This is a genomic window from Streptomyces sp. NPDC059002, from assembly GCF_042740435.1.
Classification (GTDB): Bacteria; Actinomycetota; Actinomycetes; order Streptomycetales; family Streptomycetaceae; genus Streptomyces.
The window spans coordinates 1-24,396 of the sequence record NZ_JBHYJI010000023.1 but is presented as its reverse complement, the minus strand read 5'-3'; the positions used below and the strand labels follow the sequence as shown (position 1 = coordinate 24,396).

Here is a 24,396-nt window from a genome sequence, read left to right as displayed (position 1 = left end):
GACCTCTCAGCCCCTGCCCGGCTCCAGCCACTCGTCCGGCGTCCCCTCCGCCGTACGCTCCCGCAGATCGACCCGCCGGATCTTCCCCGAGACGGTCTTGGGCAGTTCCTCCGTGAACTCGATGCGCCGGATGCGCTTGTAGGGGGCCAGCACCGACCGGGTGTACTCGAAGATCGCCTCCGCGGTCTTCTCGTCCGGCGTCCAGCCCTTCGCCAGCACGACGTACGCCTTGGGGACCGCGAGCCGCACCGGGTCCGGCGCGGGCACGACGGCCGCCTCGGCCACCGCCTCGTGCTCCAACAGCGCGCTCTCCAGCTCGAACGGGGAGATCTTGTAGTCGGACGCCTTGAACACGTCGGTGTTCTCAGGGGGCTTATCTAGGCGAACGAAGAGCCGCGGGTCGACGCGTCCTTGGATCTCCAGGGGTGGGAGCGTCACGCCGTTCTCGGGAAGAGCCGAGCCCGGCACATCGGCCAGGGCGTCCATCAGCTGCGCCCAAAGTCCCGTCGAACTCCATCGCTGCCATGAACTGGCGAGGCTGCCTTTCGAGAAAGGCAGCGCATCCCAAGCGCACCCTGTCCGTGCCTTGTGCAACATGGCGGCGAGGACGCCCCTCGGGTCGTTGAGGCGCCTGCCCCTGCGCATGGCGAAGATCGGCTCGGCCAACGCCCAGGCCTCGTCCGTGAGCGAAGGCACATGGCGCTCGCGCGAACGGAACCATTCGCTGATCCCGTCGTCGCGTCGCGTCTTCCGCCGGATCTCTCCCAGGACGGTGACCCGGATGTCCAACAGCTTGAAAGCCAGGGCCTGTTGATCGGCATCCATGTCAGGAAGCCGGTGGCGGGCCATCTCCACCAGCTCCTGCAGATCAAGGCCTCGCTGAACGGCTTGCTCGGCTTCCTGCTGCCACCGCCGAACCTCCTCAAGGAGTTGAACGGTCTGCTCCCGCTCTTTCGTCAGGGTGAGAACGGCTCGCTCGATGGCGGACTTGGCGTCCTGCTGTTTCGCTGCCACGACAACGGCCGCGGAGATCGCGGTGTCGTGGCCGACCAGCTGTTTCTCCAGCTCGGCGATTCGTGCGACGAAGTCGACGCGGCCGGACCGTCCAAGGTCGATCCAGTCTTCAGCCATGGCCACCAGACGATCTCGATCCGAAAGCAGGGAGCACACTTCGTCCCAGACTCGCCGCTCCACTTCTGTGGCATCGATCTGCGGGCAGTCACATCGTGGCGCTCCCACGTAGCGCTGGGCCTTCCCCGTACACCGGTAGACCCGCGCTCCCTCCCGCCCAATGCGGCTGTTGCCTGTGTAGTGCTTGCCGCAGGTTCCGATGAGGCGCCTACTCAAGGAGTGCACCGTCGTGCCCGCGGAGGGCACACTCACGGTCCGGGCCAACGCGGCGTTGAGGGTCCTCAGTTCGTCCTTGGTGAAGAGCGGCGGCAAGTCGATGACGACGGTCTCGCCGTACAGCGGCTTACCCGCGGAGTCCAATCGCGTCCCGCGCGATCCGCGGTTGCTCCCGGGGTCCCTGTGGACCCGCACCGCTTCCTGCACCGCACGACCGGTCAGGATGTGCCGGAGCGAACCACGGGGCCAGTAATCCCGCGTCGGACCACGTACGCCCTGACGATTGAACTCATCCTCCACCGCGTGAGGAGCCAGGCCGCCCTCAACGATGCGCTTCCTCGCAGCTCGGAGGAGCGGAGCCGCAAAGTCCTCGTCGAGCACGATCCGGCTCTTCCCCTTCTTCCCTTTGTCCTCGATGAGCCAGCCGAACGGCGCGACGCCGCCAGGGTGGCCCCCTTCTTCGGCCTTCTCCTGGACACCCCCTTGAGTCCGCTCACGGATCAGTTCGCGCTCTTCCTCGGCGTAGTCCGCGTCCTTGCGCATTTGGGAGCGACCTGAGGGCGTCGTGTTGTCGTAGTCCTTCTTGACGACGGCTACGTACACACCGAGATCTTCAAGCTCCCAGACCCACTTCCAGAAAGCCCGACCTGTACGGCCGATGCCACGCCCTTCATTGACCACCACCATGTCGAATGGCCTGGGCGTGCGCCTGGCGTCCTCCATAAGGCGCTTCAGATCGGGCCGTTGATGGGCCTCCAAGCTGCCGCTGACCTCATCGGCATACGTGTCCACATGAGCCCAGCCCTTACGTTCGATGTATCTGGCCGTTCGTTTCCCCGTATACGCGATGCCGTAGCCCTTGGCCTGCTCCTCGGTCGACACCCGGAGATAGTCGACAGCCCGCAGGGTAGGCGTGAGAGTGTGAGTCATGTCAGTCCCTCCACGACTGGCCGGGCAGCCCTCAAGGCCACCCGGGCCCCGGGGTGTTGGAGCACCCCGGGGCCATGCATGTCGCGGCAGCTTAGGGTGAGGGACCGTCAGAGCGGCAGCTGAACAGCAGCTTCAACAGACGGTGATATGAGGCTTGTTCGTGCTCGTCGTTCACCAGCCAGATGACATCGGCGGACTCTTCTGACAACTTCTCGGGATCGGTATGCCGATCTACACGACTTCGCCCGAATGAAGCCTCGTCTTCGCCCGGATCACGAATCTCATTCGGCCCGTTTTTATGCGCCGAATGACTCATCGCATGGCCCCCGCGTGAGCGCCAAGGAGGGACCTCACAGCCACTTCGGCCTGCCGAACGACAACGCTGTTGCCGAGAAGCCGGAGCTGAGCAGCACGTGGCATGTCGGCAGCGGTCACCCACCCCTCTGGCAGGCCCATCATCCACTCGACGAACTCGGCGGAGAGACGGCGTGTACCGGGCTGCGTCGGCTGGGGTGCGGGGCGGTGGATCACGTGCTCCCATCGGCGGATGGCGGGCCGGTAGTCGCCCCACCAGCGGGCAGGTGAGTGACGGCCGTTCTCAAGTTCATGCCGCCCTTGCGTTTCGGGGTCGTGCCCGCGCCGCCGTTGGCATCCGCTGACGTCGGGGTGGGCAGCAGCGGCGTGACGTCGCCACAGTCTGCCTGCGCACCCGCAACAGACAGCTCCGCCGCGGTGGACGCCAGGGTGAGGCCGCCGTTCCTGTACCGCTGGTTCGGCGAGCCCTTGGTGCCGTCGCTCGCTCGCGGGGTGGGCAGCAGGTGCTCGATCTCGTCGGCAAGGGTGGGGCCGTGGCCGCCGGCCTTCCGCTTGGCCGGGTGCTGAGTGCCGCCGTTGACTCCCAGATTCGCCGTGGGGGTCTTCAACAGCACTTCGTCGGTGGGGTGCTGCGGGCCAGGCGGTGAGGAACACCCGCTCGCGGCGGTGGGGTGCGCCGACGTCAGAGGCGCGTACGCATGTCCATCTCGCGTCGTACCCGAGGTCGGCCAGGTCTGCGAGTAGCACGCCCAGTGCCCGCATGCGGGGTGGTGCGGGTGAGTCTCCCATGCACCGCGGGCAGGGTTCCAGCTGGCGAAGGGCGTGGGTTCCGGCGCGGGTGGAGAGCAGGCCGCGGACATTCTCGATCACCACCAGGCAGGGGTTGAGGGCGTCGACGGCGTCAACGACATGGCGCCAGAGCCCCGAGCGGGAGCCGGGGACCAATCCGGCGCGAGGACCGGCGACGGAGAGGTCCTGGCAGGGGAATCCGGCGGTGAGGACGCACACGGGTGCGGTCCGGTGCCAGTCGATGGCCCGTACGTCGCCCAGGTTGGGGACGTGGGGCCAGTGGCGGGTCAGGACTTGGGCAGCGTGGGGGTCGGTCTCGGCGTGCCAGGCGATGTGGCCGCCGAGTGCGGCCTGGACGCCCAGGTCCAGGCCGCCGACGCCGGAGAACAGGCTGCCGATGGTCAGGTCAGCGCCCGCCACAGCGGCTCCTTCGGGCACAGGTGCGGGAGCGGACGGCTGATGTGGTGAGCGGCCAGCGGGTTCTCGTCGTGCCCTGTCGCGTGTGGGTGGTTGCTCCACCGGTGCTGCCGGTGTGCGGACCGGGCTTGGTGAAGACGAGTACGTCTTCGTGCTGGACGACGGCGAGGGGGATGCCGCGTTGGCGGGCGTCGCGGACGTTGGTCATCTGGAAGAACGAGGGGCGTGGGATCAGGCGGCTGTCGCGGATGCCTGCGAGGAGGGCGACGTTGCGTTCGGCGGGGGTCAGTCCCGCGGCCTGGCCGGCGGCGAGGACGGCGGAGGGCAGGTCGATGAGTTCACCGCGTTCGCGCCAGGGGCGGGTGGTGACGACGACGGTGCCGCCGGGGCGCAGGACGTGGCGGCACTGGGTGAGGATCTCGGTGAAGGCGTGCAGGAGGCGGTCGGTGGAGACGTGGGCGAGGTTGGAGGGGTCGTGGCTGTAGCGGAAGTCCTTCTTGGTCACGCCGCGGTGCCCGGTCTCGCGGGTGGAGCGGACCTGTCCGTGCACCGAGCTCCCGTACGGAGGTGAGGTGACGACGAGCGCGACGTGACCGTGGTGGCGTTGGTCGATGAGGTCGGTCAGTTGGCGGGCGTCACCGCAGGCGACGTCTGTGCTGCCGGGTCCGGTCGTCTGGGGGGTGTGGCGGATGTTGGCGCGGGCCAGGGCGGCCCAGCGCGGTTCGTACTCGACGCCGAGGGCGTGGCGGCCCAGGCGGAGGGCCTCGACGAGGGTGGTGCCGATGCCGCACATCGGGTCCAGGACCAGGTCGCCGGGCCTGGTGTAGGTGGTGATCGCGTGGGCGGCGATGGCGGGGAGCATCTTGGCCGGGTGGGCTGCGGAGCCGGTCACGTAGCGGTCGCCGCGCTGGGCGGGGCCGGAGGTGGGGGCGGTGTTCCAGACCGAGAGGGGGGACGGCACGGCGGTTCTCCTGCTCCTCTGCTTCCTCGGCCTACGCATGGGTGATCGCGGACAGGGCGATCAGGTCGCAGTGCGCGACACCCGGCGAGGCATCCACAGGCAAGGCGCCAACGAGACGGTCGCCGACCGGGTGTGCGTAGGCGACGACGATGTGCTGGAGGTAGCGGAAACCGGCGGTGCGGGCGGACGCGATCAGCGCGCCGAGCGGGTCGGTGAGGCGTCCGGAGTCCCGGCGTTGGCGGGTGGCCAACAGCAGGAAGCCGTGGGCGGGCAGGAGCCGGTGGGCGCGGTGGAAGAACCCGGCCCAGCCGTCCTCCTGCGCACCGGGCATCTCAATACCGCCGGTCGGCAGGCCGTGGGCAGGGGCGGGGAGGGTGTCGGGGTGGAGCTCGGCGAGCAGGATGGACGGCCCGCCCGTGGCGTCTACTGCGTCGGTCGCGGCAGGAAGGGACGTGCAGGGGATACGGGTGTCCATGCCCGGGTCCGTGTCCCGGATCGCGATCTTGAGCAGCGGGGCGGGCCGGTGGCCGGGGCGTCCGATGTACTCGGTGCGGACCTTGTCGATCGCCCAGGCGGGCAGCACCGCACCGGGGATGGGCGCGGCGTTGGGCTCGTCCGGTCCGGGGAACCAGATCGTCGTCGGCAGGGAGCGGGACGTGTGCGGGTGGATGGCGGGGGATGGAGTCTTGGACATGGGCTGGGTGGCGCCCGATGCCGCGGGTGCGGCCGTCTCGTGCTGACGTGAAGTAATAGGGAATCCACGACTGAGTTTTGCCGTGATGCCGAACTCGCACGATTCCCAAGGACGCTACCGTCACGCGCGGTGGCGCTGCTGCGCGGCCCCGGCGGGCGGGAGTTCACGCGTCTGAGGTGCCTGGTCGAAGCGGGCCGGAGGTGATGACCATGTACGTCTCGCCTGGGCCAGGCGGGCGTGTCCAGGAGCGGGTGGCAAAGGTGTGCAGTCGGCCATGGTCGAGGGCGAAACGGGGCAGCATGACACCGAACGTCGCGGTAATCGCCGCCAAGGCCGCGGCCTCACCCGGTAGTTCCCGGTTCGGGCCACCGCTTCGAACCTCGGGGAAGAGGCGGTCCGGGTCCAGGTCCTGCGGTATCGCTCCGGAGCGTTCGCACCGTTCACCGAGGACCGTGAACGAGTAGCGTTCCGTGCCGCGCTCGGCCACGGAGAGGTGGAACAGGGCGCCTCTGCCGAACTGGTCGGGCGCGGCCCAGACCACTACGGCACGACCGTGCCGTGCGGCGGCGACGACCGGGGAGACGAACCGGGCCTCGTTGAACCCCTGTGGCCGATTGTCGAAGGCGAAGCTCCAGCCGTGCCCGGCCCGACCGACGGCGACCAGTGCCTTGTCCTCGTACGAGGAAGACGTCCGGCTCGACCGCAGTTTCGCGTGCGCATCCCACAGCGTCATCGGCTCGTGCAGTTCCGCGCCGTCCTCATCGCCGATGAGGGCAGGCAGCACATCGGGCTCCACCCCCTCCACGAGGACAAATCGATATTTCTGACGCTGGCCGTTCGGAGGCCGTTCCGCGAGCCATGCCAGGCCCTCGGGGTCTTCGTCGACCGCCACGCCGCAGCTGCCGGTCGCCTCCTCGCCTCTGGGGGTGGCCAGCAGTGCCCGACCCCGTTCCGGTGTGAGCAGCGACCCGAGGAGCGGGTCAGCGGCGAGGCCCACCGGCGCGAGGTGGTCAACGCCCAGCGGCTGCCACTGGGGCATCGCGGTCAGCAGTGTCCGCCAGGCCACGTCCATCTCGCCCCACCGCGCCTGCTCCCGGGCCCTCTCCACAGCGTCACCGAACGGCCCTGGCGCGGTGTACGCGTAGGCGCCCTCCCGCAGTTGCCGCAGTATCAGCCGCTCCAGCGCTCGCACCTCATCGGATCCACCGCGCATCTGGAACTCATGCGTTCCTTCCTCATTCCAGGACCGCCGCCCCCCGCGGCCAGCGATCAGGGCGGGCAGCAGATCCGGCGCGTACACAGAGTCGCTAGCGAGTCCGTGGAAGTACCTGGAGTACCGGTCACCGAGCAGCCACCTGATCTGGTCCCGCAGCGCCCCGGCGCGGGGCCTGCCGAACGACTGTGCCTCCTTGAAGACCGCCTCAGCCCGCTCATGGTCGCCGCGCAGCGCGGCACGCCGTGCCTGATCCACCTTGGCGTCCAGCGACTCAGTCGTGGCGTTCACGAACTCCGGCGCGTTGACGGCTCCCGCCCGCAGGCTGTGGAACTCCCGGTATACGTCCTGCATGAACTCCCAGAAGGACGCGTGCCGTTCAGGAGGGCTGGCCCGCCAAGGCGCCCATGTGTACACCGCCCATTCGCCGTGTTCGTCCACGTCTTCCGGGTCCAGCATGACGTCCACGGCATCGGATTCCACCGCCAGTTCAAGGCCCCGGGTCCAGATGGTGGCCTCCAGGATCTCCTCCCGCGTTGCTTCCTCGTCCAGGTCCTCCTGGAAGATCTCGGCGAGTTCCGCGCCGTCTTCGTGCCAGCGGGCTCCCTCCGTGCCCGCGAGCAGCCACACGAATCCACCTGCATGCCGCCAGCCGTCGGTGACCTCCAGGAACGTCCGGTACGACGGCGGCAGTCGGTGCCCAAGGCGCTCTTCGAGGGCCGCGATGTGCGCAGGTGTCGCCGGTTGGAAGCCCAGCCAGCGGGCGCGGCGGGCCTCTTCATCACCGGCGTCCCGCACTTCACCGGGATCGCATGCGTCCGCCCACTCTTCGCTCCACCGCGTGAGGAAGCCCTGCCAGTCGTAACTCGCACCAGCCATCTCAGTCATGAGTGCGATCGTCGCACCCGGCACTGACATCAACGCCCGCCCACGGGGCACGGTGCGGGCCCGGAACGTGACAGCGCCAAAGGTCGCTATGAGGGCGTTGCGTGGCCCAAGAGTGCGAGGGCGGGAAAACCGTGGGGGGCGGGGTAGCGGTGACCAGGGGCCGTAGGGCTCTGCCAAGGACCAGTCAGCTCATTCGATCTTGCCTATGGTCACCATCCCCCGGGCGCGGTCAACCTTGATTTTTCCGTGTATGACGTACGGGGCTATATGGGTTGCAGGATCGGCGCTGACGATAGCGAGCGCCGGGAGCATGACCGAGTCAAAAGACTGGCTATCAGTCAGATACTGGTCGATGAAGCGGGCGTAGTGCCGGGCCGCCCCGGACTGGCAGTCCAGCGTGGTTCGCGCCGTACGAAGCTCCTGCTCATCCGCAGCTCCGGCGTGCTGCCTCTGCTGGCAGTGCTGGCAGAGGACCAGCAGCCGCCACGGGTCGTATATATAGCGGACGCTGGGCGTGCCGTCCTGGCCTGGGGGGCCTAAGGCCAGGCGACGTGCGGCGGGCCAACTCTGAATGGGGGCGATGTCACGAGGCTGCCGGGAATGGTGACACAGGGTGCACTTGGGGCTGAGGCCATGAAGCAGCTCGACTGTGGCATCAGGCAGCTCGGGCCGACGAGAGGGGTTCTCAGCCTCCCAGGCCCGGTGCCAGAGCTGCTCCAGCCGGTTCAGCTCCGCGTCGATGGCCTTTTCAGGGTCGACCCCGCTACCCCATCGCACCCGGAGTGTGAGCCTTTCGGCGACGGCCATGGCCGTATCCCGGGGGGAGAGGCTGGGCTTGGTGAATACGTTGTGGACGGTGCCATGGGCGAGCCCTATCTCGCCTGCGATGTCCCGGACACTGGGACTTCCGGCCCGCTGGTGCAACGCGTGCATGGCCGTGCTGAAGTCACGCATCGGTCCGGGGGCAAGGTCCGGCTGTTCCAAATTCCCTGTTCGCCCCATGTCGTGCCCCTGTCTCAGGTCGATGGATCGGATCTGCTCAGCCGTCGGAAGGGGCGTTGGCGTCCGCTCGTCGGGCCCGGAACCACTGGCGGCAGCGGGTCCAGGCCCACCGTGTGCCCCATCCGATCAGCGCAACGATCAGGCCAGACATGATGCTCTCGATAATGGTCACAGCAGCAGGTTCTCGAAGGCCCCGCGCTGAATGGACAGTTGTGGACACCTGCTGACGTTCCCGTGTGAGGTGAGCGCGGACGTGGAAGGGCAGGCGTCGCTGATCACCTCTGCTGATCGGCGAGTGAGCCCGGGGTGACGGTCGGGTGGCCGATGCGTGCGAGGCCGCCGTGGTCGTCGGGTTCCGGCGGGTCTTCGGCGTGGGCCTCGTCGTACGCGGTGCGCGCGACGGGTGCGGGGTCGTCCTCGCTGCAGCTGGGGCAGGCGACTTCCGGGGCGAGGATGATGACTTCGCAGGCGCGGCAGCGCAGTTCCTCCGGTTCACGCAGGTCTTCGACCCGGCGGTAGAGGGTGGAGCGGTCCACGCGCTAGCACAACGGGCACACGGGGGGGTGAACCGCCTGTGACCATGAGGCACTTCGGGCAGGAACCCGGATGTGCCCGGGGACGCGGTGTATCAACTGCGGGTGGTGCTGCGCGGGATCAGCCCGCCGATCTGGCGCCGCCTGCTCGTAGACGCCGAAACCTCGATCGCCGGCCTGCACGCGATCCTGCAGACCGCCTTCAGCTGGAGTGATGACCACCTGCACCGCTTCACCGTCCACGGCATGGACTACGGGCTGTGGCGCCCCGGCGGGACCGGCTTCTCCCACAACGCCCACCACGTCCGCCTCGCCGGCTTCGCCCTGCGCGTGCGCGAGCGGTTCAGCTACCAGTACGACTTCATCGCCCAGTGGCACCACGACATCCTCGTCAAGCAGATCCTCACCCCGGCACCGCGCCACCCCCACCCGGCCTGCACCCGCGGGGCCCGCCAGGCGCCCCCGGAAGATGCTTGCTGCAGCGTGACGGAGTGCCTGCGGCTGCGCCGGGACCTGTCTCCACTGACCATCGCGGGCCGCATGGCGGAGGTACTCTCCGAGATCCTCGCCGCCCCCGACGAGGCAACCTGCCGCGAACTGGTCCTCGACCACCGCGAGGGGATGCTCGTCCTGCACCGCTACGCCCTCCTGGACGACTTCGACCGCCGCCCCGTCAACCGAGCCCTGCACCAGCTCGGCCTCGACACCCGAGGGATACGCCCGTGAAGCTCACCGTGCAGCTCGTCATCGACCACCAGGACGGCACAGCCCTCGAGACCCACGAAGTCGGCACGCTCAAGCGCGCCGCCCTCACCCCGGCCACCGCCGGACTGCACCTGGCCGAAGCTCACGAGGTACTCGCCGCCATCCAGCAGCGCACGGTCGCCGCCCAGGCCGCGCACGCCAGGGAGTCTGAAGTTCCACCTGTTGCTTGGACACCTGGACACTGGGACATGTGAGCCCAGGGAAAGCAGTGCCAGGTGGGAAGTAAGTACACGAAGCGGTACACCGCGGAGTTCAAACAGGATGCGATTGCGCTCGTCGACTCCACGGGCCGCACGGTGACCGAGATCGCCCGGGAGCTCGGGGTCAGCCCGGAGTCGCTGCGCGGCTGGTACAAGCAGGCCAAGACCGACCGCGGCGAAGGCCGCCCCGGCGAGCTCAGTACGGCGGAGCGCGAGGAGCTCAAGCGGCTGCGCAAGCTCGCTGCCGAGCAGGCCAAGACGATCGAGGTACTGCGAAAAGCCGCGGTCTTCTTCGCGAAGGAGAGCGACCGGTGAACGACGACGTGTTCGCGTTCATCGAGGCGGAGAAGACCACCCATGGCATTGCTTTCCTGTGCCGGCTGCTGAGCGTGGCCCGCTCCTCCTTCTACGCCTGGCAGGCCGCGGCGAAGGCCCGCGCCGCCCGGCAGGCGGCCGACGAGGCCCTCGCGCACGAGATCACCGTGCTGCACACCGCCTCCAGGGGCACCTACGGTGCCCCACGCATCCACGCCGAACTCCGACGCCTCGGCAGGCGAGTGAACCGCAAGCGGATCGAGCGCATCATGTGGGAGCGCGGCGCCTGCGGCGTGCCCCGCCGCAGGCGCCGGAACCTGACCCGGCAGGCGAAGAAGGCCGTTCCCGCACGCGACCTGCTCGGCCGCGACTTCACCGCGCACACGCCAGGCACCAAGCTGGTCGGCGACGTCACCTACATCCCCACCGCCGAGGGCTGGCTCTACCTCGCGACCTGGCTGGACCTGGCCACCCGCGAGATAGTCGGCTACTCGATGGCCGACCACCACCGCGCCGGCCTGGTCGTCGACGCGCTGAGAATGGCTGCCGGCCGCGGCCGTCTGAAGCCCGGCTGCATCGCACATTCGGACCGCGGCAGCGAATACACCTCCAGTGAACTGCGCCGCGAGACAGGCAAGTTGAACCTGAGACAGAGTATGGGAAGAACAGGCTCCTGTTACGATAACGCTGCGGCCGAGAGCTTTTTCGCCGTGCTGAAAGAGGAGATCGGCACCCGCCTCTGGCCCGACCGGGCCACCGCGAGAGCGGAAATCTTCTCTTTCGTCGAAACCTTCTACAACCGCCGACGCCTGCGCAAGCATCCGCAGTGGGGCTATCTCACCCCGCTCGAGACGCGTCAGCGCCACGAACAAGGTCACACCCTCGCAGCGTAACGATCGAGTGTCCAAGATCGCGGTGGAACTTCACCCTCTTCGTCTGCGCCAAGCTGCTCGGGCCGCACTCCCACCCCCAGGACCCACGCCTCGGACCCGCGCGCACCACGGCGAGCAAAGTGATCAAGAACCTCAGTTCTCCTTGATGGCCTCCGCTTCGACCACTGCGCCCACCCGTGAGCCGACAACACGGACGGGCACAGCTCTTCGCCGTGCCAGAGGCCCGAGAGGTGCAGAGCCTTCCCGCTCATGAACTGGGGCCCCTGGGGTCGGTCAACGGCCCTTGATCGTGGCCGCTGTCCGCTCACAACTCTTGACATTCGGGTGGTGAGGCTGCGGGCACAGGAGGTGCTGACGAACCAGGTACTCAGGAATAGGGAGTTGCGGGCGGCGGCGCGGCTGACTGAGGCGCTTGGAGACCCGTTGCCGTGTTGCAGGCCGTTAGCCTGTCGGTATGTCAGAGCGTGTCATGCCCGGTCGCACGGACGGCCTGATCACCCTGGGTGCCGCGGACGCGCTGTGGGCCGATTTGACGGCCGACAGCGCTGTGCCGACGGCGTCTGGGACATGCACCCGCTCTCCTGCCCACGCCCGGGCAGGGTACGTCCTGCTCTGCAGCCATGTGGTGGCAACGGAGAGGGCCAGCGACGGTCAGTGGAGTGTGCCCGAGGTCGAGGTGCGCCGAGCTGCCGCGGAACTCAACGCGGTGAGGATGGACCGCCACGACCTGGTCCGCATCGGTCCGTTCCGTGGGACGCCGAGGCAGGAGTGCAACGATCAAAAGCCGCTGCGCTGGCGCCAGCGCATCACGCGGGAACTGCAGGAGCTGAGCGGCCCCGAGCGGGCAGCACGTCGTGAAGTCGGCCGGCCGTACCATCTGGCGGGGATCGACTGGCGACAGATCCTCGTGGAGCAGACCCGCGACGGGACGCAGCGGACGTGGTGGCTGCCGCGTGCTGTGGTCAGGCTGCTGGATGCGGCCGAGCACACCGAAACGCAGTGGGTACACGCAGCGCGGACCCGCCAGGCGAGCGCAGCCGTCACCGAGCCGCCCTCCCTTCCCCGGCAGGCCCAAGACGCCGACGGTCGGCGGATGACGAGCCCCGAGGGCCCCATCGCCTCACTGCGCCCGTACAACAAAGAGCTGGACGGCCAGCTGTACTCGGTGCTCAGCAGGAAGCCCGGTACCGCCCGCAGGGTGGCCGGGTGGGCGTGCACCGTCTGCCGCACCGCACCCGCCACCGTCCTCGACCACTGCCACGAACACGGCTACGTCCGCGCCCCCGTCTGCCAGTCCTGCAACACACAAGAACGCCCCGACCACCTGTACAGCAACGACATCCGCGTAGCCGGCCGCTACACACGCCTCTTCCACACCGACACCGACGACTGGCTCCGCCACTGGCACCGCTGCCCCGGCTGCCGCGCACGCACCACCCTGCCCCTGCCGCACCTGGCCGCATGGACCGCCCACACAGCCTGCCGATCACTACGCCCGAGCCACCAAGCCCCCCGCGGGCGCACGCCCTGCGGTGTCCTGCGCGTGTCCTGGACGGGCAATCAGCAGGCACCCCGTTCCTGCCTGCTCACGGTCGCCGTCGACCTCTGCCCCTCCGGCGAGCACCGCATCCTGGCGCAAGTCCCCTACCGCGAAGCCGCCGAGCGGTTTCGCATCTGGCTGGCCGAGACAGCCCCTGCCGTGGCCGCCGCAGCCGGCCCCGACCGCCTGGACGACCTCCCCACCCAGTCCCGGCCAGTCATCGCGGACACCAGCGGCGAGGGCCTGGCACTGTTCTGAACGCGCGCCAAGAGACCTGGCACCCTCACGTCACCTCGCAGCTGCTGACCCCCGACACGGTCACCCCGTACGCCCCGGCGACATGCGCAGCAGTGATACCCCAGACCCTGCTGTGCACTTGCACGATGTGGCCGGCGAGGCGACGGGAGGCGCCCTTGACGCCCAGGCACCCGGTCGCGCCGGCCGGATTCCGGCACCTGCTTTGATCGGCTAAGGACGCACGGTCCCCCTGATATGGTTCTCATGCACGAATGGCCGGTGAAAGCTCCAGGTCAGACGGGCATCGGGACGTGGCGCAGCTTGGTAGCGCACTTGACTGGGGGTCAAGGGGTCGCAGGTTCAAATCCTGTCGTCCCGACCAACATTTCACGCAGGTCGGAAGCCGTTTCCTCCAAAGCGAAAGGACCACCTCCAGCGTTCTCCAGGGAGGGGTGGTCACAACACGATCACCCTCCATCCGCGAAAGCGCACAATTCTAGGTGCGCGGCGACGTACGCATACGGCTTTGCCCGCACCCCGGTCCGCGCCGCCGCGAACACCACGGGGGTGAGCAGTACCACCGTCGCGTCCAGGCTGAGTACAGCGGTGGTGACGGCCACGACCGCGAGCACCCCGGCAAGGAGACACCGGGAACGCCTCGCCGACGGCGACGGCAACCTCGAATCATCCAGTGCAAGCGCTACCGAGCACGGATCACATCCGGGCACGTGCAGCAGTTCAACTGCATAGCACAGTCCCACCATGGCGCGACGTGGCGATCGTGATCGGTTCGGCCGGGTTCACCGACCCCGCCGCCGCATTCGCACGTCGGCACCGCATCACCGTTCCCGGCCGCGCCGAGTTCAAGAAGTAGGTCCACGGCGTCCGCACGCCGGGCGACTTCTTCGCCGACGAGATCCCCGCCCCACTGGGCCTGGACCTCTTCATCGGGCTGCCGACGAGCGAATGCGGCCGGGGCAGCCGCATGGTGCACCGGTAGCCGGACGTCGGACGTCGACGTCACCACCGTTCCTCCAGAGTCGACCCCTGAGGAACTCCGCGAACAGGTCGCCGCTTGGCGCGACCCGAACTCTTTCAGTAACAGGGCATACACAGTCACCGGCCCAGCCGAGATCGACTTCAATTCCCCCGAAGTACAGGCCGCGGAGCTCCCGGTCTCCAACGGCATCGGCACCGTGCGTGGACTGGCGCGCATGTACGCGGGCTGATCGGCGAGGTGGACGCCGTTGACACGCCTGCTCACCCCGGAGACCCTCACTTCGGCCACCAAGGAACAGGCCAACGGGATGGACCAAGTGCTGGTGGCGCCCAGCCGGTTCAGCTCCGGATCCATGCTGCCCACCGAGGACAACCCCATGACCGGTCCGCACTCCTTCGGCCACACCGGCCGAGGCGACTCACTCGGCTTCGCCGACCCCGAACACGGCATCACCTTCGGCTACGTGATGAACCACATCATCAGCGGCCCCGACGATGTACGTGCCGCATCGCTGGCCGACGCAGTACGCAGGTCACTCACGTGACGAGAGCCCCAGCACAGCGGACTCATCCCACGCGGTCAGCCGTGTCTACAGCCTTCGCCAATGCGGAATGGTTCGAACGATAGGACGAGGGCTTCGAAGCGGTCTGGAAGACAGCGCGCCCCTGGGCGCCCGACAGGCAGGAGCACCACCGCAGTGGGCAGGATTGAGTACTACAACGACCCCAAGGCTCCCAAGGCCAGCACCCTGATCCCCGCCAGCAACATGCTCGTCGTCAACGACAAAGGAGAGATCCTCCTGCAACGACGCCGCGACACCGGCCAATGGGCCTTGCCCGGAGGCGCCCAGGACATCGGGGAGACCGCCGCCCAGTGCGCCGTCCGCGAATGCGAGGAAGAGACCGGCATCGTCGCCGAAGTCACCGGATTCCTCGGCGTCTACACCAACCCGCACCACATCGTCGCCTACACCGACGGTGAGATCCGCCAGCAGTACGAGGTCGCGTACATCGGCCGCCCCGTCGGCGGTAAGCCCACGATCAACGACGAGGCGGACGACGTGCGTTGGGCCCACCCGGACGACCTCGACGCCCTCGACATCCACCCCAGCATGCATGAACAGATCGGCCACTACCTGGCCGGCACCTACCCCTACCTGGGATAGCTGCTCAGAGCACCACGCCCAGCTCGTTCGCCACCGCCCGCACCCGGCCCACGCTCTCGTGGATCCCAGGTGCGGCCCGGCGGATGAACCGGCCGACGACACTGTCCTTGCCGTAGCGGCCCAGGATCTCGCCCACCCGCTCCTCCGACGTCGTACGCCCGCCGTCCGGCGTCGTGGTCATATCGCAGTACACCAACGCGTCCACCAGGAGAGGATCGTCGAGCAGCGGGAACTCGTCGGCCAGCTCAGCGCGAAGCCCACGCTCCTCGGCCTCCAGGAGCGCGAAGGAGTGGTTCGCCACCAGGCGCACGGCTCGATCGTCGACCGCGTCGAGCGTCCGCAGATGACGTGCACCGTCAAGCGGGTGGAAGCCGGTGACGACCAGCGGCGGCGCGTACCCAATATCGTGCAGAACGGCAGCCGCCTCCAGGAACTCACTCTGGTCCCCGAACAGCGGCCCCAGCCGTCGAGCGCAGGCTGCCACGCCCTTCGTGTGCTCCCAGCGTTTCGGCAGACTCTCGCCCAGCAGCGCCTCCGCCAATTCATACGACCGCCCGACCGTCATCACGGTTGGAGGATACGTCGGTGACAGCGGCTGTAGACCGCCTCAAGTCCCGCTTCCCCCGACCCGTTGCCCTGCACGCGTCACTCGGCGCATCAGGCCGCCGGGCTCCAGGCCCTGTTCGACCCTGAGTAGATACGAGACGGGGGAGTTGGCCAGCAGCTGGTCGCGCTGCTTCGCTGTGGAGTGTCGAATCCCCAGGAGTCCGTAGGCGACACCGAGGGCGGTGACGTACGGCTTGTCGATGGCCAGTCCGCCGAGCGCCCCGCTGACCGCGGGCAGCTGGGTCTGGATGTTCATCGCCCCGAACGCGGTGTCGATCTTCAGACCCTTCATGGCGGCCTTGAGGTCATCCAGTGGCTTCTGGAAACGCTCCTGCCGTACATGGTCGAGGTAGGAGGCAAGGATCTTGTGGCTCTCGATGCCGGCAAGCTCTCCCTGCACATCCTCCGCCGCGAGAGCGACGGCGCCCATGAAGGCGTTGAACTCGGTCTCGTGACGCTTGCGCAGTTCGACAAGCTTCTGCACTGGGACCTGCGCAATGTTGTCCGGAAGGACCATCTGGACCGCGAGCTGGCCGAGGCGACCCGCCACTGGCTCCTCGGACGGTCCCACACGGTGCCCCAGCAGGACAGCCGCTATACGCTCGGCGTCCCAGGCTTGGCTCGCTTGGTGTGCGGCGATCTGGTCCGTAGTGGGGTGCAGGCGGTTCCGGGAGGCGATCTCGTGTGTAAGGGCGCACTTGTACACCCAGGCCAGCATCGGGTCCATGGAGATCCAGTGGCTGTCCACGTACCCGGACCGCTCGAAGGGCCGATTGGTGTTCAGCGCCAGGCCCTCTCTGATCAGAGCCTCGCGGAGATCCGGGGAGACTTCGTCCCAGAACAACTCCGCAGCTCGCGTAACCCTCCGGACCCCGACGGGGTCTCCCGGTGCGGGTGGGGGCGCGTACCGGTTGAGGCGATTCGCACTCTGCGGCACTGGATCGGCACCGTCACCGCCGCGAAGCTGATCGGGCGAGACCGAGTACAGATACCGAAGTGCGGCAGCGTGTTCCCTGATGACGGACAGAAAGGGACCCTCAACCGCGGCCGCGGCGCTCTTCGGATCGAGGTCCTCCCAGAAATCGAGCCCATCCCCCAAGGCAATGGCTGTCGCGGAATCACTGACCGGATAGCCGTCGGCAACCACTCGGGCGAGTTTGGGCCAGTAGAGGGCGGCGGTCTTCAGCCAGACGTCTTTCTGGACGTGGACGTGCGGGTAGTAGAGGCCGATGGTCTGCATTCCGTGTTCCCCCCCCATCGCTCGCCACCGTTGCTTAGCGCGGCGGCACGCGGTCATCATGACCCACACCTGCTGTGGGTGGATCACTGGGCTTGCGACGGCGGAGGTGCGGGTCGAGGTCGACACCCGTGAGGGCGGCAGGGCCCCCGTGGTGCACAACTACGGGCACGGAGGCGCCGAAGTGACCTTGTCTTGGGGGTGTGCTCGGGAGGTCGCACGACTGCCAGCGTGAGGTGGGCGGAGATCTGGTGGCTACGATGTCGTGCCCGCTTCAGCTCGCCGCAGCCAAAGGCTATTGAGGAGAATCCACAGTGCGTATGTCGTCGCGCGCGTGGCCCCTGGTGTCACTCTCCGCTCTGCTGGTGACGGGATGCTCCTCCTCGGAAACCCCGGCGACTACGTCCGCCAAGTCCGCCGCCGAAGGTACGTCAGCCGCCGCGCCGATCAAGGCAGATGGAGTCGACGAGAGCTCCATCTGCCAGGCCGCGCTCACGGATGCCCAGCAGCAGGCCGCCGGTATCGAGGACACCGAGCCCGACTCGGCCAAGGGCGAGGTCAGTTGCTACTTCTTGATGACGTCCGACGAGGACAATCCGGCAGGCTACGTCGTCAGCCTGTTCAAGAACGAAACCGCACTGCTCCAGGTTGCCGACGCGACGGACGCGAGCCCGACGAAGGCCGTCCCCGTGATCCTCAAGGGCCGTAACGCAGCGCGGCAGGTCATGTACGGCGATACCTGGCGGTCGTCGCTCACGGTAGACATCGGAGCGGGGCAGTTCCTGTACGTCGAGAGGTACTCGCCCGCCCACGTGGTGGCCGAGAAGGACCTCAACAACCAGGCGCGCAAGGTGGCTGGACAGGTGCTGGGGAATCTGGAGAAGAGGCGTGCGTAGTGGGATCGCCGTGGTCTCCACTCGAGCCGGGGCGGTTCAGCACCACTACGTCTCAGCCAAAGCCTGACCCGCTCTCATCGTCACCAGGTGGTCACAGATAGCGTTGCTTCGCTTGGGTTAACCCTCACCTCACCGGAGACAACAGTGACTCGCTCGACCCGGCTCGTCGCGGCCGCGCTCACCGCATCCGCGGCCCTCTTGCTGACCGCCTGCGGCGGCTCGGACGACAGCAAGGACAACGACAAGATCGCCGGCGCTGACACGGGCAGTGAGAAGTCGGCTTCGTCCTCGCCGTCCGTGTCGGCGGACGGGGCCAAGCGGCCGGAGATCAAGCTGCCCAAGACGTTCCAGGCGAACTTCGAAGGCTGGACGAACAGCGATCCGAAGCTGCAAGCCATCCTGGACGATGGGAAGGGCCGCCTGCGGGCCGGATACGCCGCCATCATGGCGGGCGATCCGCAGTTCAGCGCGATGAAGTTCTACACCACGGGCACGGCCCGCAAATCCGGAGCCGAGTGGGTAAAGACGTACAAAGATCTCACCCTCAAGGGAAGCGTCCGCGTCTTCAATCCCCAGGTGCATGTGAGCAATGAAGGGTTCGGCGTCCTCTTCTACTGCGTTGACGAGGCCAAGGGCTACACCCGGAATCTCAAGACCGGCAAGGTCGCAGGTACGCCAGAAGGCGAGAATCCCAAGATCCAGTACCGAACGCGGCTGGACAGGAACGCCCAGGGTGTTTGGCAGACCTCAACCGTGGAGACCGACGAGGGAGGTTGCGGCCGATGACATCCCTCCGGCGTTCCGTCGAGGGAACCTTGGCTCTACTCGTTGCCGCAGCCGTCCTGTTCCCTTCACCAGCACTCGCCATCGGCGACGGCGGGAAGGAGTCACCAGGAGGCGGAGGGACACATAACTCCGTGGAGGGTGGCGCATCGGGCAAGGACCTGATGGCCTCGGTGTCCGACTCGAAGATCAAGCTCACGTACCCCGGCGGCCAGACGACGAAGGCGTCGGTGGGCGAGCTGAAGTCCGTGGACCCCAACTGGGAGCCTCCGGCCTGCTGGTACGAGCCGGTCTTCTCGCCGAAGCAACTGAAGGACGCGGTCGCGACTGGTGAGGGCGGGCTGGTGAACGCCCACGTGTGGTGGAGCAACGGCCTCTGGGTGGACCACTACGAGAAGGGCAAGGCGGACTCCAACTTCGACCTGAATCGCCCCGGAGACACCACGGCCGACGGTTACAAGAAGTACAACCTCGGCAAGAAGGGCATGTTCTGGCGCAGCACGGTCCGCGAGGGCATGTACCAGGACTCCAAGGCGTGGGACTGCGGCCGGATCATGTTCTGGCAGGACGAGGGCACCATCCCCAAGGACAAGAACGCCCCCACGCCTGAGACGCTCGCCGCCTTTGCGTACGACAAGATCAGGGTCCCGGACACCGAGGTCGAGTTGAAGCCCGAGAGCAAGTCGACGGTGAACCTGCCCACTTGGGTGTGGCTGGACAAGGCCACCTTCAAGGACGTCACGGTCCGCGCTGACCTGCCCGGCACGGGCCTGTACGCGGTGACCACCGCGAAGCCCGTCGCCCTCCATCTGGAGCCGGGTACCGAGGATGCGAAGACCTTCCCCTCTTCCAGTGACTGCCCGGTCAATGAGGACGGTTCCATTGGCGCCCCGTACCAGAAGGGCGACGCCGGGCAGGAGCCGCCGTGCGGGATCCAGTACCTCCGCGCCACGAGCGGCGAACCGTACGAGCTGAAGGCGTCGATCACCTGGGAGATCTCCTGGGAGGGCACGGGCGGCGCGAAGGGTGATCTGCCGGATGGCACCTTCGAGACGACCCAGGACATGACGGTCCAGGAGATCCAGTCCATCAACCGCTGACCGAGGCTGCAGGCCGGTCCGGTCTGCACGCGTCAGCGCGTAGCACGTAGAACCATCTCAACCCACGGGGGCGGGCAGGTATGTCGGACCTGAAGAAGGATGCGGAATCCCTGCACAAGGCGGCGTCCGCGCTGGGCAAGGTGGATGATCACACCCGCAAGCCGTTGCATGACTTCAAGGCGGCCTCGCACGACCTGTCCGCTTTCGGGGTGTTGGGCTCGCTGATGAGTGCCAAGGACGACATCCAGGACGGTATGGACACCATCGCCAAACTCACCAAGAGCCTGCACAAGGAGTGGGAGGCGGAGGCGAAGTTCCTGGGCGATGTCTCCGATGCCTTCGACGTGCTGGACGTGCTGCTGAGCGCCGCGGCCCGCGCCAAGAAGGGCTGAGCCGTCCATGGGCTTCGACATCCCCGGCATCGACGTCGAGGACCTCAACCCGCTGCACTGGATCAACAAGGCCAACCACGCCTTCGGTGACACCCTCGCCAGCGGACTGGAGTTCCTGGGCATCACCGATCCGCTCGTCGATCCAGACGGCATTCGCGAGATAGCCAAGCAGTGGCGCTCCCTGGCCAAGGGCCTTGACGCTGCCGCACACGCCGCCGAGAGCGCGCTCACGGATCTGGAGTGGGAGGGCAAGGCCGCCAAGGCCCTCCACAAGCGGGCCAAGGCCACCCGCACGCAGGCCACCGAGATGGCCGACTCGCTGCGCACCGGTGCCAAGGCGCTGGACGACTTCGCCGACGAGGCCCATGAACTGCTGACCGAGATCGGCGTGCTCCTCGCGGAGATCGCCGAGTTCGAGATCGCGAGCCTGGCGCTGTCGGTGCTGACCGGCGGCCTGTCCATGATCGCCGGGAACCTCGCGGCCGGTGCCCGCGCCGCGAAGGTCGTGGCGCTGATCGCCCGGATCGAGAAGTCCGGGACCCGCATGGCCTCGGTCATCCGCACCGTGATGGAGGCGATCCGCGGCCTGGAGCGGGCGCTGAAGGCCCTCGGGGAGATCAAGACGATCGCCAGGGTCGGCAAGATGGCGGGCGAGGGAATGAAGTTCGCCGCCTTCGACGCCGCCCTGCAAGATCCCGGCGCCTTCAAGGACCCCGCCAAGCTCTCCAAGCTGCTGGCCGAGGGCGCGATCCTCGGCGTCGGCGCCGGCGTCCTGGGCAAGGCCCTCGGCAAGGGACTCAAGAAACTCAAGCCCGGCGAACTGTCCAAGATCGGCAAGGCATTGGGCTTGGGCCGCGATGGTCTGGGCCGCCCGAACCTGCTGCCCGGGAAACTGCAGGTAAATCTCGCGTCGATCCGAGCAAAGCTAAGAGAGTGGGTAGTCGATCCGATCGACGTCGCCACGGGCGACATGCTCCTGATGGAGACGGACGTCCAACTGCCGGGCACCCTTCCCCTCGTCCTGGAACGCACTCACCTCTCGTCCTATCGGTGGGGCGGCTGGTTCGGCATATCCTGGGCTTCGACGCTCGACCAGCGCCTTCAAGTCGGCGATGAGACCATCACTTACGCCACCCCCGACGGCGCGCGCCTGGTCTTCCCGCGGTTGGCTCCCGATGCAGCCGAGCCCGTATCTCCGACAACCGGGGCGCGTCTCTTCCTGTCCTGGGACACCGAGACCGACGGTGCCCTGCGGCTGTTCGACCCGGGCACCGGCCTTGCACATGTCTTCCATTCCCCCCGGCCTGCAGCGGACGGCCAAGCCATCGACCTCCCTCTGCAGGAGATCGCGGACCTCAATGACCAGCGCATCACCGTCCACTACGCTGCTGACGGCGCCCCGATCGAGGTGAGTCACACTGCCGGCTACCGGATCGCTTTGGACCGGCATCCTCACCTGCCTCGCATCACCGGCCTGCGCCTCCTCGACGCCGACGCCCCCTCTTCGCGCGGGATCAGCCTTCTCACCCTTGGCTATGACGAGGCAACAGGGAACCTAGTTGACGTCACCAACTCCTCAGGTCTTTCCGAGCACTTCACGTACGACGACGCGGGCCGCATCGTTTCCTGGCTCGACCGCAACGGCACGGCGTACAACTACAGATACGACGACCACGGTCGCGTCGTAGCTACGGAAGGCAGCGGCGGATGCCTTTCGGGAACACTTGCCTACGACGATGAGACCCGCACCACCAAGGTCACCAACTCCCTTGGCCACACAAGCTATTACGAACACAATGAGGCATCTCGCCTCGTCCGCCGGACGGACCCGCTCGGCCATGTCACCCACCAGGAGTGGGACGACCAGGGCCGCCTGGTCTCCGTCACCGACCCTCTCGGTCACACGAGGCAGTTCACCTACGACGAGACCGGACTCCTCGCCTCCGCCATCCGCCCTGACGGGCGCGGAACAATCGTGGAGTACAACGAACTGGGCCAGCCGGTCCGAGTCACCGGACCTTCTGGTCTCACACGCCATCAAACCTTCGACGCACGGGGCAACCTCACCGCAGCCACCGATGCGGCGGGTGCCCAGATTCGCTTCGCCTACAACTCGGCAGGGCACCTCACCGGCGTCACCGATCCCCTGGGCCACACCGCACACATCCGCTGCGACAAGGCAGGGCTTCCGATCCAGGTCATAGACCCGCTCGGCGCGGTGACCTGCTACGAACGCGACGCCTTCGGCCGCCCTGTCACGGTCACGGACCCACTCGGCGCTGTCACGCGGATGACCTGGACCGTGGAAGGAGGGCTCGCACGCCGCGTCATGCCGGATGGCAGCGAAGAGACATCGACCTGGGACGGCGAGGGCAACTGCACGGCCCGCACGGATGCCCTGGGCACCGTGTCCCGCTTCGAATACACGCACTTCGACCGGGTCGCGGCCCGCATCGGCCCTGATGGCAGCCGCTACGAGTTCACCTACGACACCGAACTTCGACTCGTCCAGGTCCTCAACCCCCAGAACCTCACCTGGACATACACATACGATCCGGCCGGGCGCCTGACATCGGAAACCGACTTCGACGGCCGCACCATCAGCTACGAGCACGACCAGGCAGGCCGGGTCGTTGCCCGCACAACACCCCTCGGCGGGCGCATATCCACCAGCTATGACGCGCTCGGCCGTATCGTGGCGAAGGACGTAGCAGGGCACACCACCCACTACACCTATGATGCGGCCGACAACCTGGTGCGCCTGTCCTCCCCGACCTCGACGATGACCTTCGAGTGCGATGCCCTCGGGCGCCCGCTTTCTGAGACGGTCGACGGGCGCACCACGCGTTACACCTACGATCTGCTGGGCCGTGTCACATCCCGCACCACGCCCACGGGAGCGGTGTCCGAGTTCGCTTACGACGCCGCAGGAAACCGCACGAGCGTGAGCAGTGACGGCCGCCCCCTGGTCTTCGCCCACGACGCACGGGGCCGCGAAGTGTCGCGGGCCTTCGGCCGGTCCGGCCAACCCGTCACTCTCACCTCAGCCTGGAACGAATGCGACCGTCTGATATCGCAAGTTCTGGCCACCCCTGACCGCATCGTGCGAGACCTCGGTTACGACTACCGTGCTGACGGATTCCTGGAACGCATATCCGACCGGCTGCTCGGGACAAGCACGTCCTTCGATCTGGACCTGACCGGCAGGCCACGGCACGTCACAGCCGAGAACTGGACCGAGGAATACACCTACGACGCCGCAGGCAACCAGACCCAGGCGGAATGGCCCGATGAGGCCCATCGCTGTGAGGGGCGAGGCGAGCGCACCTATGAGGGAACCAGGCTGCTCACTGCCGGCCGGATCCGGTGCGAATACGACGCGGCAGGACGCACCGTCCTGCGCCAGAAGAACCGGCTATCGAGAAAGCCGGACACATGGCGCTATACCTGGGACGCGGAAAGTCGGCTGACCTCCTGCCGCACCCCCGACGGGACCTTGTGGACGTACACCTACGATCCGCTGGGGCGCCGCACGGCCAAGCACCGCATGACGGACGACGAACGCTCGATCATGCACTCCGTCTATTTCACCTGGGACGGCCCTCGTGTGGTCGAACAGACCGACACGGCAACGCAGACGACGCTGACCTGGGACTACGACGCCTACCGTCCCCTCACCCAACTCGAACGGCGAACCGGCCTTGACGCTGAGCCGCAGGCGGACGTCGACTCGCGTTTCTTCGCCATCGTCACGGACCTCGTCGGCGCCCCCAGTGAACTCGTCGACGAACAAGGGGATGTGGCTTGGCAGAGCCGGACGACTGTGTGGGGCGCAACGTCCTGGAACCGTGACGCCGCCGCCTACACGCCCCTCCGCTTCCCTGGGCAGTACGACGACGGGGAAACGGGGCTCTTTTACAACTACTTCCGGCACTACGATCCCGAAACTGCCCGGTACATCAGCCCTGATCCGCTCGGCCTGGACGCAGGACCGAACCCGGTCGCCTATGTCACCAATCCACACCTCCAGATGGACCCCGAAGGGCTCATCGCCAAGGGATGCACAGAGGACGGAGGGTGGTACAGCGGCCTGAAGCCCGCAAACCTCAAGGATGCCAACGGAAATGGGTGCGGATCCTCTGGAGTGACGGCCAGGATCAAGCAGTGAGGCTGTAGTT

20 protein-coding genes, 1 tRNA gene and 3 pseudogenes are annotated in these 24,396 nt (G+C 67.4%); 13 read left to right on the top strand and 11 right to left on the bottom strand.

What is annotated here, in order from left to right:
* Positions 1–6: 6 nt before the first annotated feature.
* The 8 genes and pseudogenes from ACFWZ2_RS21545 to ACFWZ2_RS21510 form a co-directional block, all read right to left on the bottom strand.
* The gene (locus ACFWZ2_RS21545; RefSeq protein WP_384547953.1) at positions 7–2,277 is read right to left on the bottom strand and encodes a recombinase family protein; all 2,271 of its coding nucleotides are present in this window, start codon (positions 2,275–2,277) and stop codon (positions 7–9) included.
* Between the two features lie 527 nt (positions 2,278–2,804).
* Positions 2,805–3,206 (bottom strand): hypothetical protein, encoded by a 402-nt coding sequence (locus ACFWZ2_RS21540; RefSeq protein ID WP_384547951.1) that lies wholly within the window; start codon positions 3,204–3,206, stop codon positions 2,805–2,807.
* Positions 3,207–3,285: 79 nt separating this feature from the next.
* Positions 3,286–3,801: pseudogene (locus ACFWZ2_RS21535) on the bottom strand (DNA cytosine methyltransferase); the annotation flags it as partial.
* On the bottom strand, positions 3,788–4,759 hold the full coding sequence (locus ACFWZ2_RS21530; protein WP_384547949.1) for a TRM11 family SAM-dependent methyltransferase: 972 nt from the start codon (positions 4,757–4,759) through the stop codon (positions 3,788–3,790). The pseudogene ACFWZ2_RS21535 and the gene ACFWZ2_RS21530, both read right to left, overlap by 14 nt.
* A 31-nt stretch (positions 4,760–4,790) precedes the next feature.
* Entirely contained in the window at positions 4,791–5,453 is a 663-nt protein-coding gene (locus ACFWZ2_RS21525) for a hypothetical protein (RefSeq protein WP_384547948.1), read from the bottom strand.
* Positions 5,454–5,616: 163 nt separating this feature from the next.
* Positions 5,617–7,554, bottom strand: coding sequence for an SMI1/KNR4 family protein (locus ACFWZ2_RS21520; RefSeq protein ID WP_384547946.1), 1,938 nt, complete (start codon positions 7,552–7,554; stop codon positions 5,617–5,619).
* 189 nt (positions 7,555–7,743) lie between these two features.
* Positions 7,744–8,508: a hypothetical protein gene (locus ACFWZ2_RS21515; RefSeq protein ID WP_384547944.1), complete on the bottom strand. Its 765-nt coding sequence runs from the start codon at positions 8,506–8,508 to the stop codon at positions 7,744–7,746.
* Between the two features lie 323 nt (positions 8,509–8,831).
* Positions 8,832–9,092: a hypothetical protein gene (locus ACFWZ2_RS21510; RefSeq protein ID WP_384547942.1), complete on the bottom strand. Its 261-nt coding sequence runs from the start codon at positions 9,090–9,092 to the stop codon at positions 8,832–8,834.
* Positions 9,093–9,164: 72 nt separating this feature from the next.
* On the opposite strand from ACFWZ2_RS21510, the gene ACFWZ2_RS21505 reads away from it, so the two are divergent.
* The 6 genes from ACFWZ2_RS21505 (at position 9,165) to ACFWZ2_RS21480 (ending at position 13,421) form a co-directional block, all read left to right on the top strand.
* Positions 9,165–9,815 (top strand): plasmid pRiA4b ORF-3 family protein, encoded by a 651-nt coding sequence (locus ACFWZ2_RS21505; protein WP_384547940.1) that lies wholly within the window; start codon positions 9,165–9,167, stop codon positions 9,813–9,815.
* On the top strand, positions 9,812–10,048 hold the full coding sequence (locus ACFWZ2_RS21500; RefSeq protein ID WP_384547939.1) for a hypothetical protein: 237 nt from the start codon (positions 9,812–9,814) through the stop codon (positions 10,046–10,048). Before ACFWZ2_RS21505 ends, ACFWZ2_RS21500 begins: the two co-directional genes overlap by 4 nt.
* Before the next feature lie 21 nt (positions 10,049–10,069).
* The gene (locus ACFWZ2_RS21495; RefSeq protein ID WP_384547937.1) at positions 10,070–10,369 is read left to right on the top strand and encodes a transposase; all 300 of its coding nucleotides are present in this window, start codon (positions 10,070–10,072) and stop codon (positions 10,367–10,369) included.
* Positions 10,366–11,262 (top strand): IS3 family transposase, encoded by an 897-nt coding sequence (locus ACFWZ2_RS21490; RefSeq protein ID WP_384547935.1) that lies wholly within the window; start codon positions 10,366–10,368, stop codon positions 11,260–11,262. The genes ACFWZ2_RS21495 and ACFWZ2_RS21490 overlap by 4 nt, the downstream gene beginning before the upstream one ends.
* Before the next feature lie 454 nt (positions 11,263–11,716).
* Entirely contained in the window at positions 11,717–13,060 is a 1,344-nt protein-coding gene (locus ACFWZ2_RS21485) for an endonuclease domain-containing protein (RefSeq protein WP_384547933.1), read from the top strand.
* A 284-nt stretch (positions 13,061–13,344) separates the two neighbouring features.
* Positions 13,345–13,421: transfer RNA gene (locus ACFWZ2_RS21480), tRNA-Pro, on the top strand.
* Positions 13,422–13,536: 115 nt separating this feature from the next.
* On the opposite strand, the pseudogene ACFWZ2_RS21475 reads toward ACFWZ2_RS21480, so the two are convergent.
* Positions 13,537–13,695: pseudogene (locus ACFWZ2_RS21475) on the bottom strand (arsenic transporter); the annotation flags it as partial.
* A gap of 230 nt (positions 13,696–13,925) precedes the next feature.
* Here ACFWZ2_RS21475 and ACFWZ2_RS21470 point away from each other — a divergent pair.
* Positions 13,926–14,583: pseudogene (locus ACFWZ2_RS21470) on the top strand (serine hydrolase); the annotation flags it as partial.
* Positions 14,584–14,736: 153 nt separating this feature from the next.
* Positions 14,737–15,204, top strand: coding sequence for an NUDIX hydrolase (locus tag ACFWZ2_RS21465; RefSeq protein ID WP_384547932.1), 468 nt, complete (start codon positions 14,737–14,739; stop codon positions 15,202–15,204).
* Between the two features lie 4 nt (positions 15,205–15,208).
* On the opposite strand, the gene ACFWZ2_RS21460 is transcribed toward ACFWZ2_RS21465, so the two are convergent.
* Together ACFWZ2_RS21460 and ACFWZ2_RS21455 are read right to left on the bottom strand one after the other, a co-directional pair.
* The gene (locus ACFWZ2_RS21460) at positions 15,209–15,769 is read right to left on the bottom strand and encodes an HD domain-containing protein (protein ID WP_384548099.1); all 561 of its coding nucleotides are present in this window, start codon (positions 15,767–15,769) and stop codon (positions 15,209–15,211) included.
* A 42-nt stretch (positions 15,770–15,811) separates the two neighbouring features.
* The gene (locus tag ACFWZ2_RS21455) at positions 15,812–17,050 is read right to left on the bottom strand and encodes a DUF6236 family protein (RefSeq protein ID WP_384547930.1); all 1,239 of its coding nucleotides are present in this window, start codon (positions 17,048–17,050) and stop codon (positions 15,812–15,814) included.
* 317 nt (positions 17,051–17,367) lie between these two features.
* Between ACFWZ2_RS21455 and ACFWZ2_RS21450 the strand changes: the two genes are divergently transcribed.
* The 5 genes from ACFWZ2_RS21450 (at position 17,368) to ACFWZ2_RS21430 (ending at position 24,386) form a co-directional block, all read left to right on the top strand.
* Positions 17,368–17,943, top strand: a complete 576-nt coding sequence (locus ACFWZ2_RS21450; RefSeq protein ID WP_384547928.1) for a hypothetical protein — start codon at positions 17,368–17,370, stop codon at positions 17,941–17,943.
* A 144-nt stretch (positions 17,944–18,087) separates the two neighbouring features.
* Positions 18,088–18,729: a hypothetical protein gene (locus tag ACFWZ2_RS21445; protein WP_384547926.1), complete on the top strand. Its 642-nt coding sequence runs from the start codon at positions 18,088–18,090 to the stop codon at positions 18,727–18,729.
* Entirely contained in the window at positions 18,726–19,826 is a 1,101-nt protein-coding gene (locus ACFWZ2_RS21440) for a hypothetical protein (RefSeq protein ID WP_384547923.1), read from the top strand. The genes ACFWZ2_RS21445 and ACFWZ2_RS21440 overlap by 4 nt, the downstream gene beginning before the upstream one ends.
* An 80-nt stretch (positions 19,827–19,906) precedes the next feature.
* The gene (locus ACFWZ2_RS21435) at positions 19,907–20,218 is read left to right on the top strand and encodes a hypothetical protein (protein ID WP_384547922.1); all 312 of its coding nucleotides are present in this window, start codon (positions 19,907–19,909) and stop codon (positions 20,216–20,218) included.
* Positions 20,219–20,225: 7 nt separating this feature from the next.
* Complete coding sequence (locus tag ACFWZ2_RS21430; RefSeq protein ID WP_384547920.1) at positions 20,226–24,386, top strand: DUF6531 domain-containing protein; 4,161 nt, start codon at positions 20,226–20,228, stop codon at positions 24,384–24,386.
* The last annotated feature ends 10 nt before the right edge of the window (positions 24,387–24,396 follow it).

Coding starts and splice junctions, on each gene's coding strand:
- ACFWZ2_RS21545 (WP_384547953.1), bottom strand. CDS start 2,277: ATGACTCACACTCTCACGCCTACCCTGCGGGCTGTCGACTATCTCCGG.
- ACFWZ2_RS21525 (WP_384547948.1), bottom strand. CDS start 5,453: ATGTCCAAGACTCCATCCCCCGCCATCCACCCGCACACGTCCCGCTCC.
- ACFWZ2_RS21520 (WP_384547946.1), bottom strand. CDS start 7,554: ATGACTGAGATGGCTGGTGCGAGTTACGACTGGCAGGGCTTCCTCACG.
- ACFWZ2_RS21515 (WP_384547944.1), bottom strand. CDS start 8,508: ATGCGTGACTTCAGCACGGCCATGCACGCGTTGCACCAGCGGGCCGGA.
- ACFWZ2_RS21485 (WP_384547933.1), top strand. CDS start 11,717: ATGTCAGAGCGTGTCATGCCCGGTCGCACGGACGGCCTGATCACCCTG.
- ACFWZ2_RS21460 (WP_384548099.1), bottom strand. CDS start 15,769: ATGACGGTCGGGCGGTCGTATGAATTGGCGGAGGCGCTGCTGGGCGAG.
- ACFWZ2_RS21455 (WP_384547930.1), bottom strand. CDS start 17,050: ATGCAGACCATCGGCCTCTACTACCCGCACGTCCACGTCCAGAAAGAC.
- ACFWZ2_RS21450 (WP_384547928.1), top strand. CDS start 17,368: ATGTCGTCGCGCGCGTGGCCCCTGGTGTCACTCTCCGCTCTGCTGGTG.
- ACFWZ2_RS21440 (WP_384547923.1), top strand. CDS start 18,726: ATGACATCCCTCCGGCGTTCCGTCGAGGGAACCTTGGCTCTACTCGTT.
- ACFWZ2_RS21435 (WP_384547922.1), top strand. CDS start 19,907: ATGTCGGACCTGAAGAAGGATGCGGAATCCCTGCACAAGGCGGCGTCC.
- ACFWZ2_RS21430 (WP_384547920.1), top strand. CDS start 20,226: ATGGGCTTCGACATCCCCGGCATCGACGTCGAGGACCTCAACCCGCTG.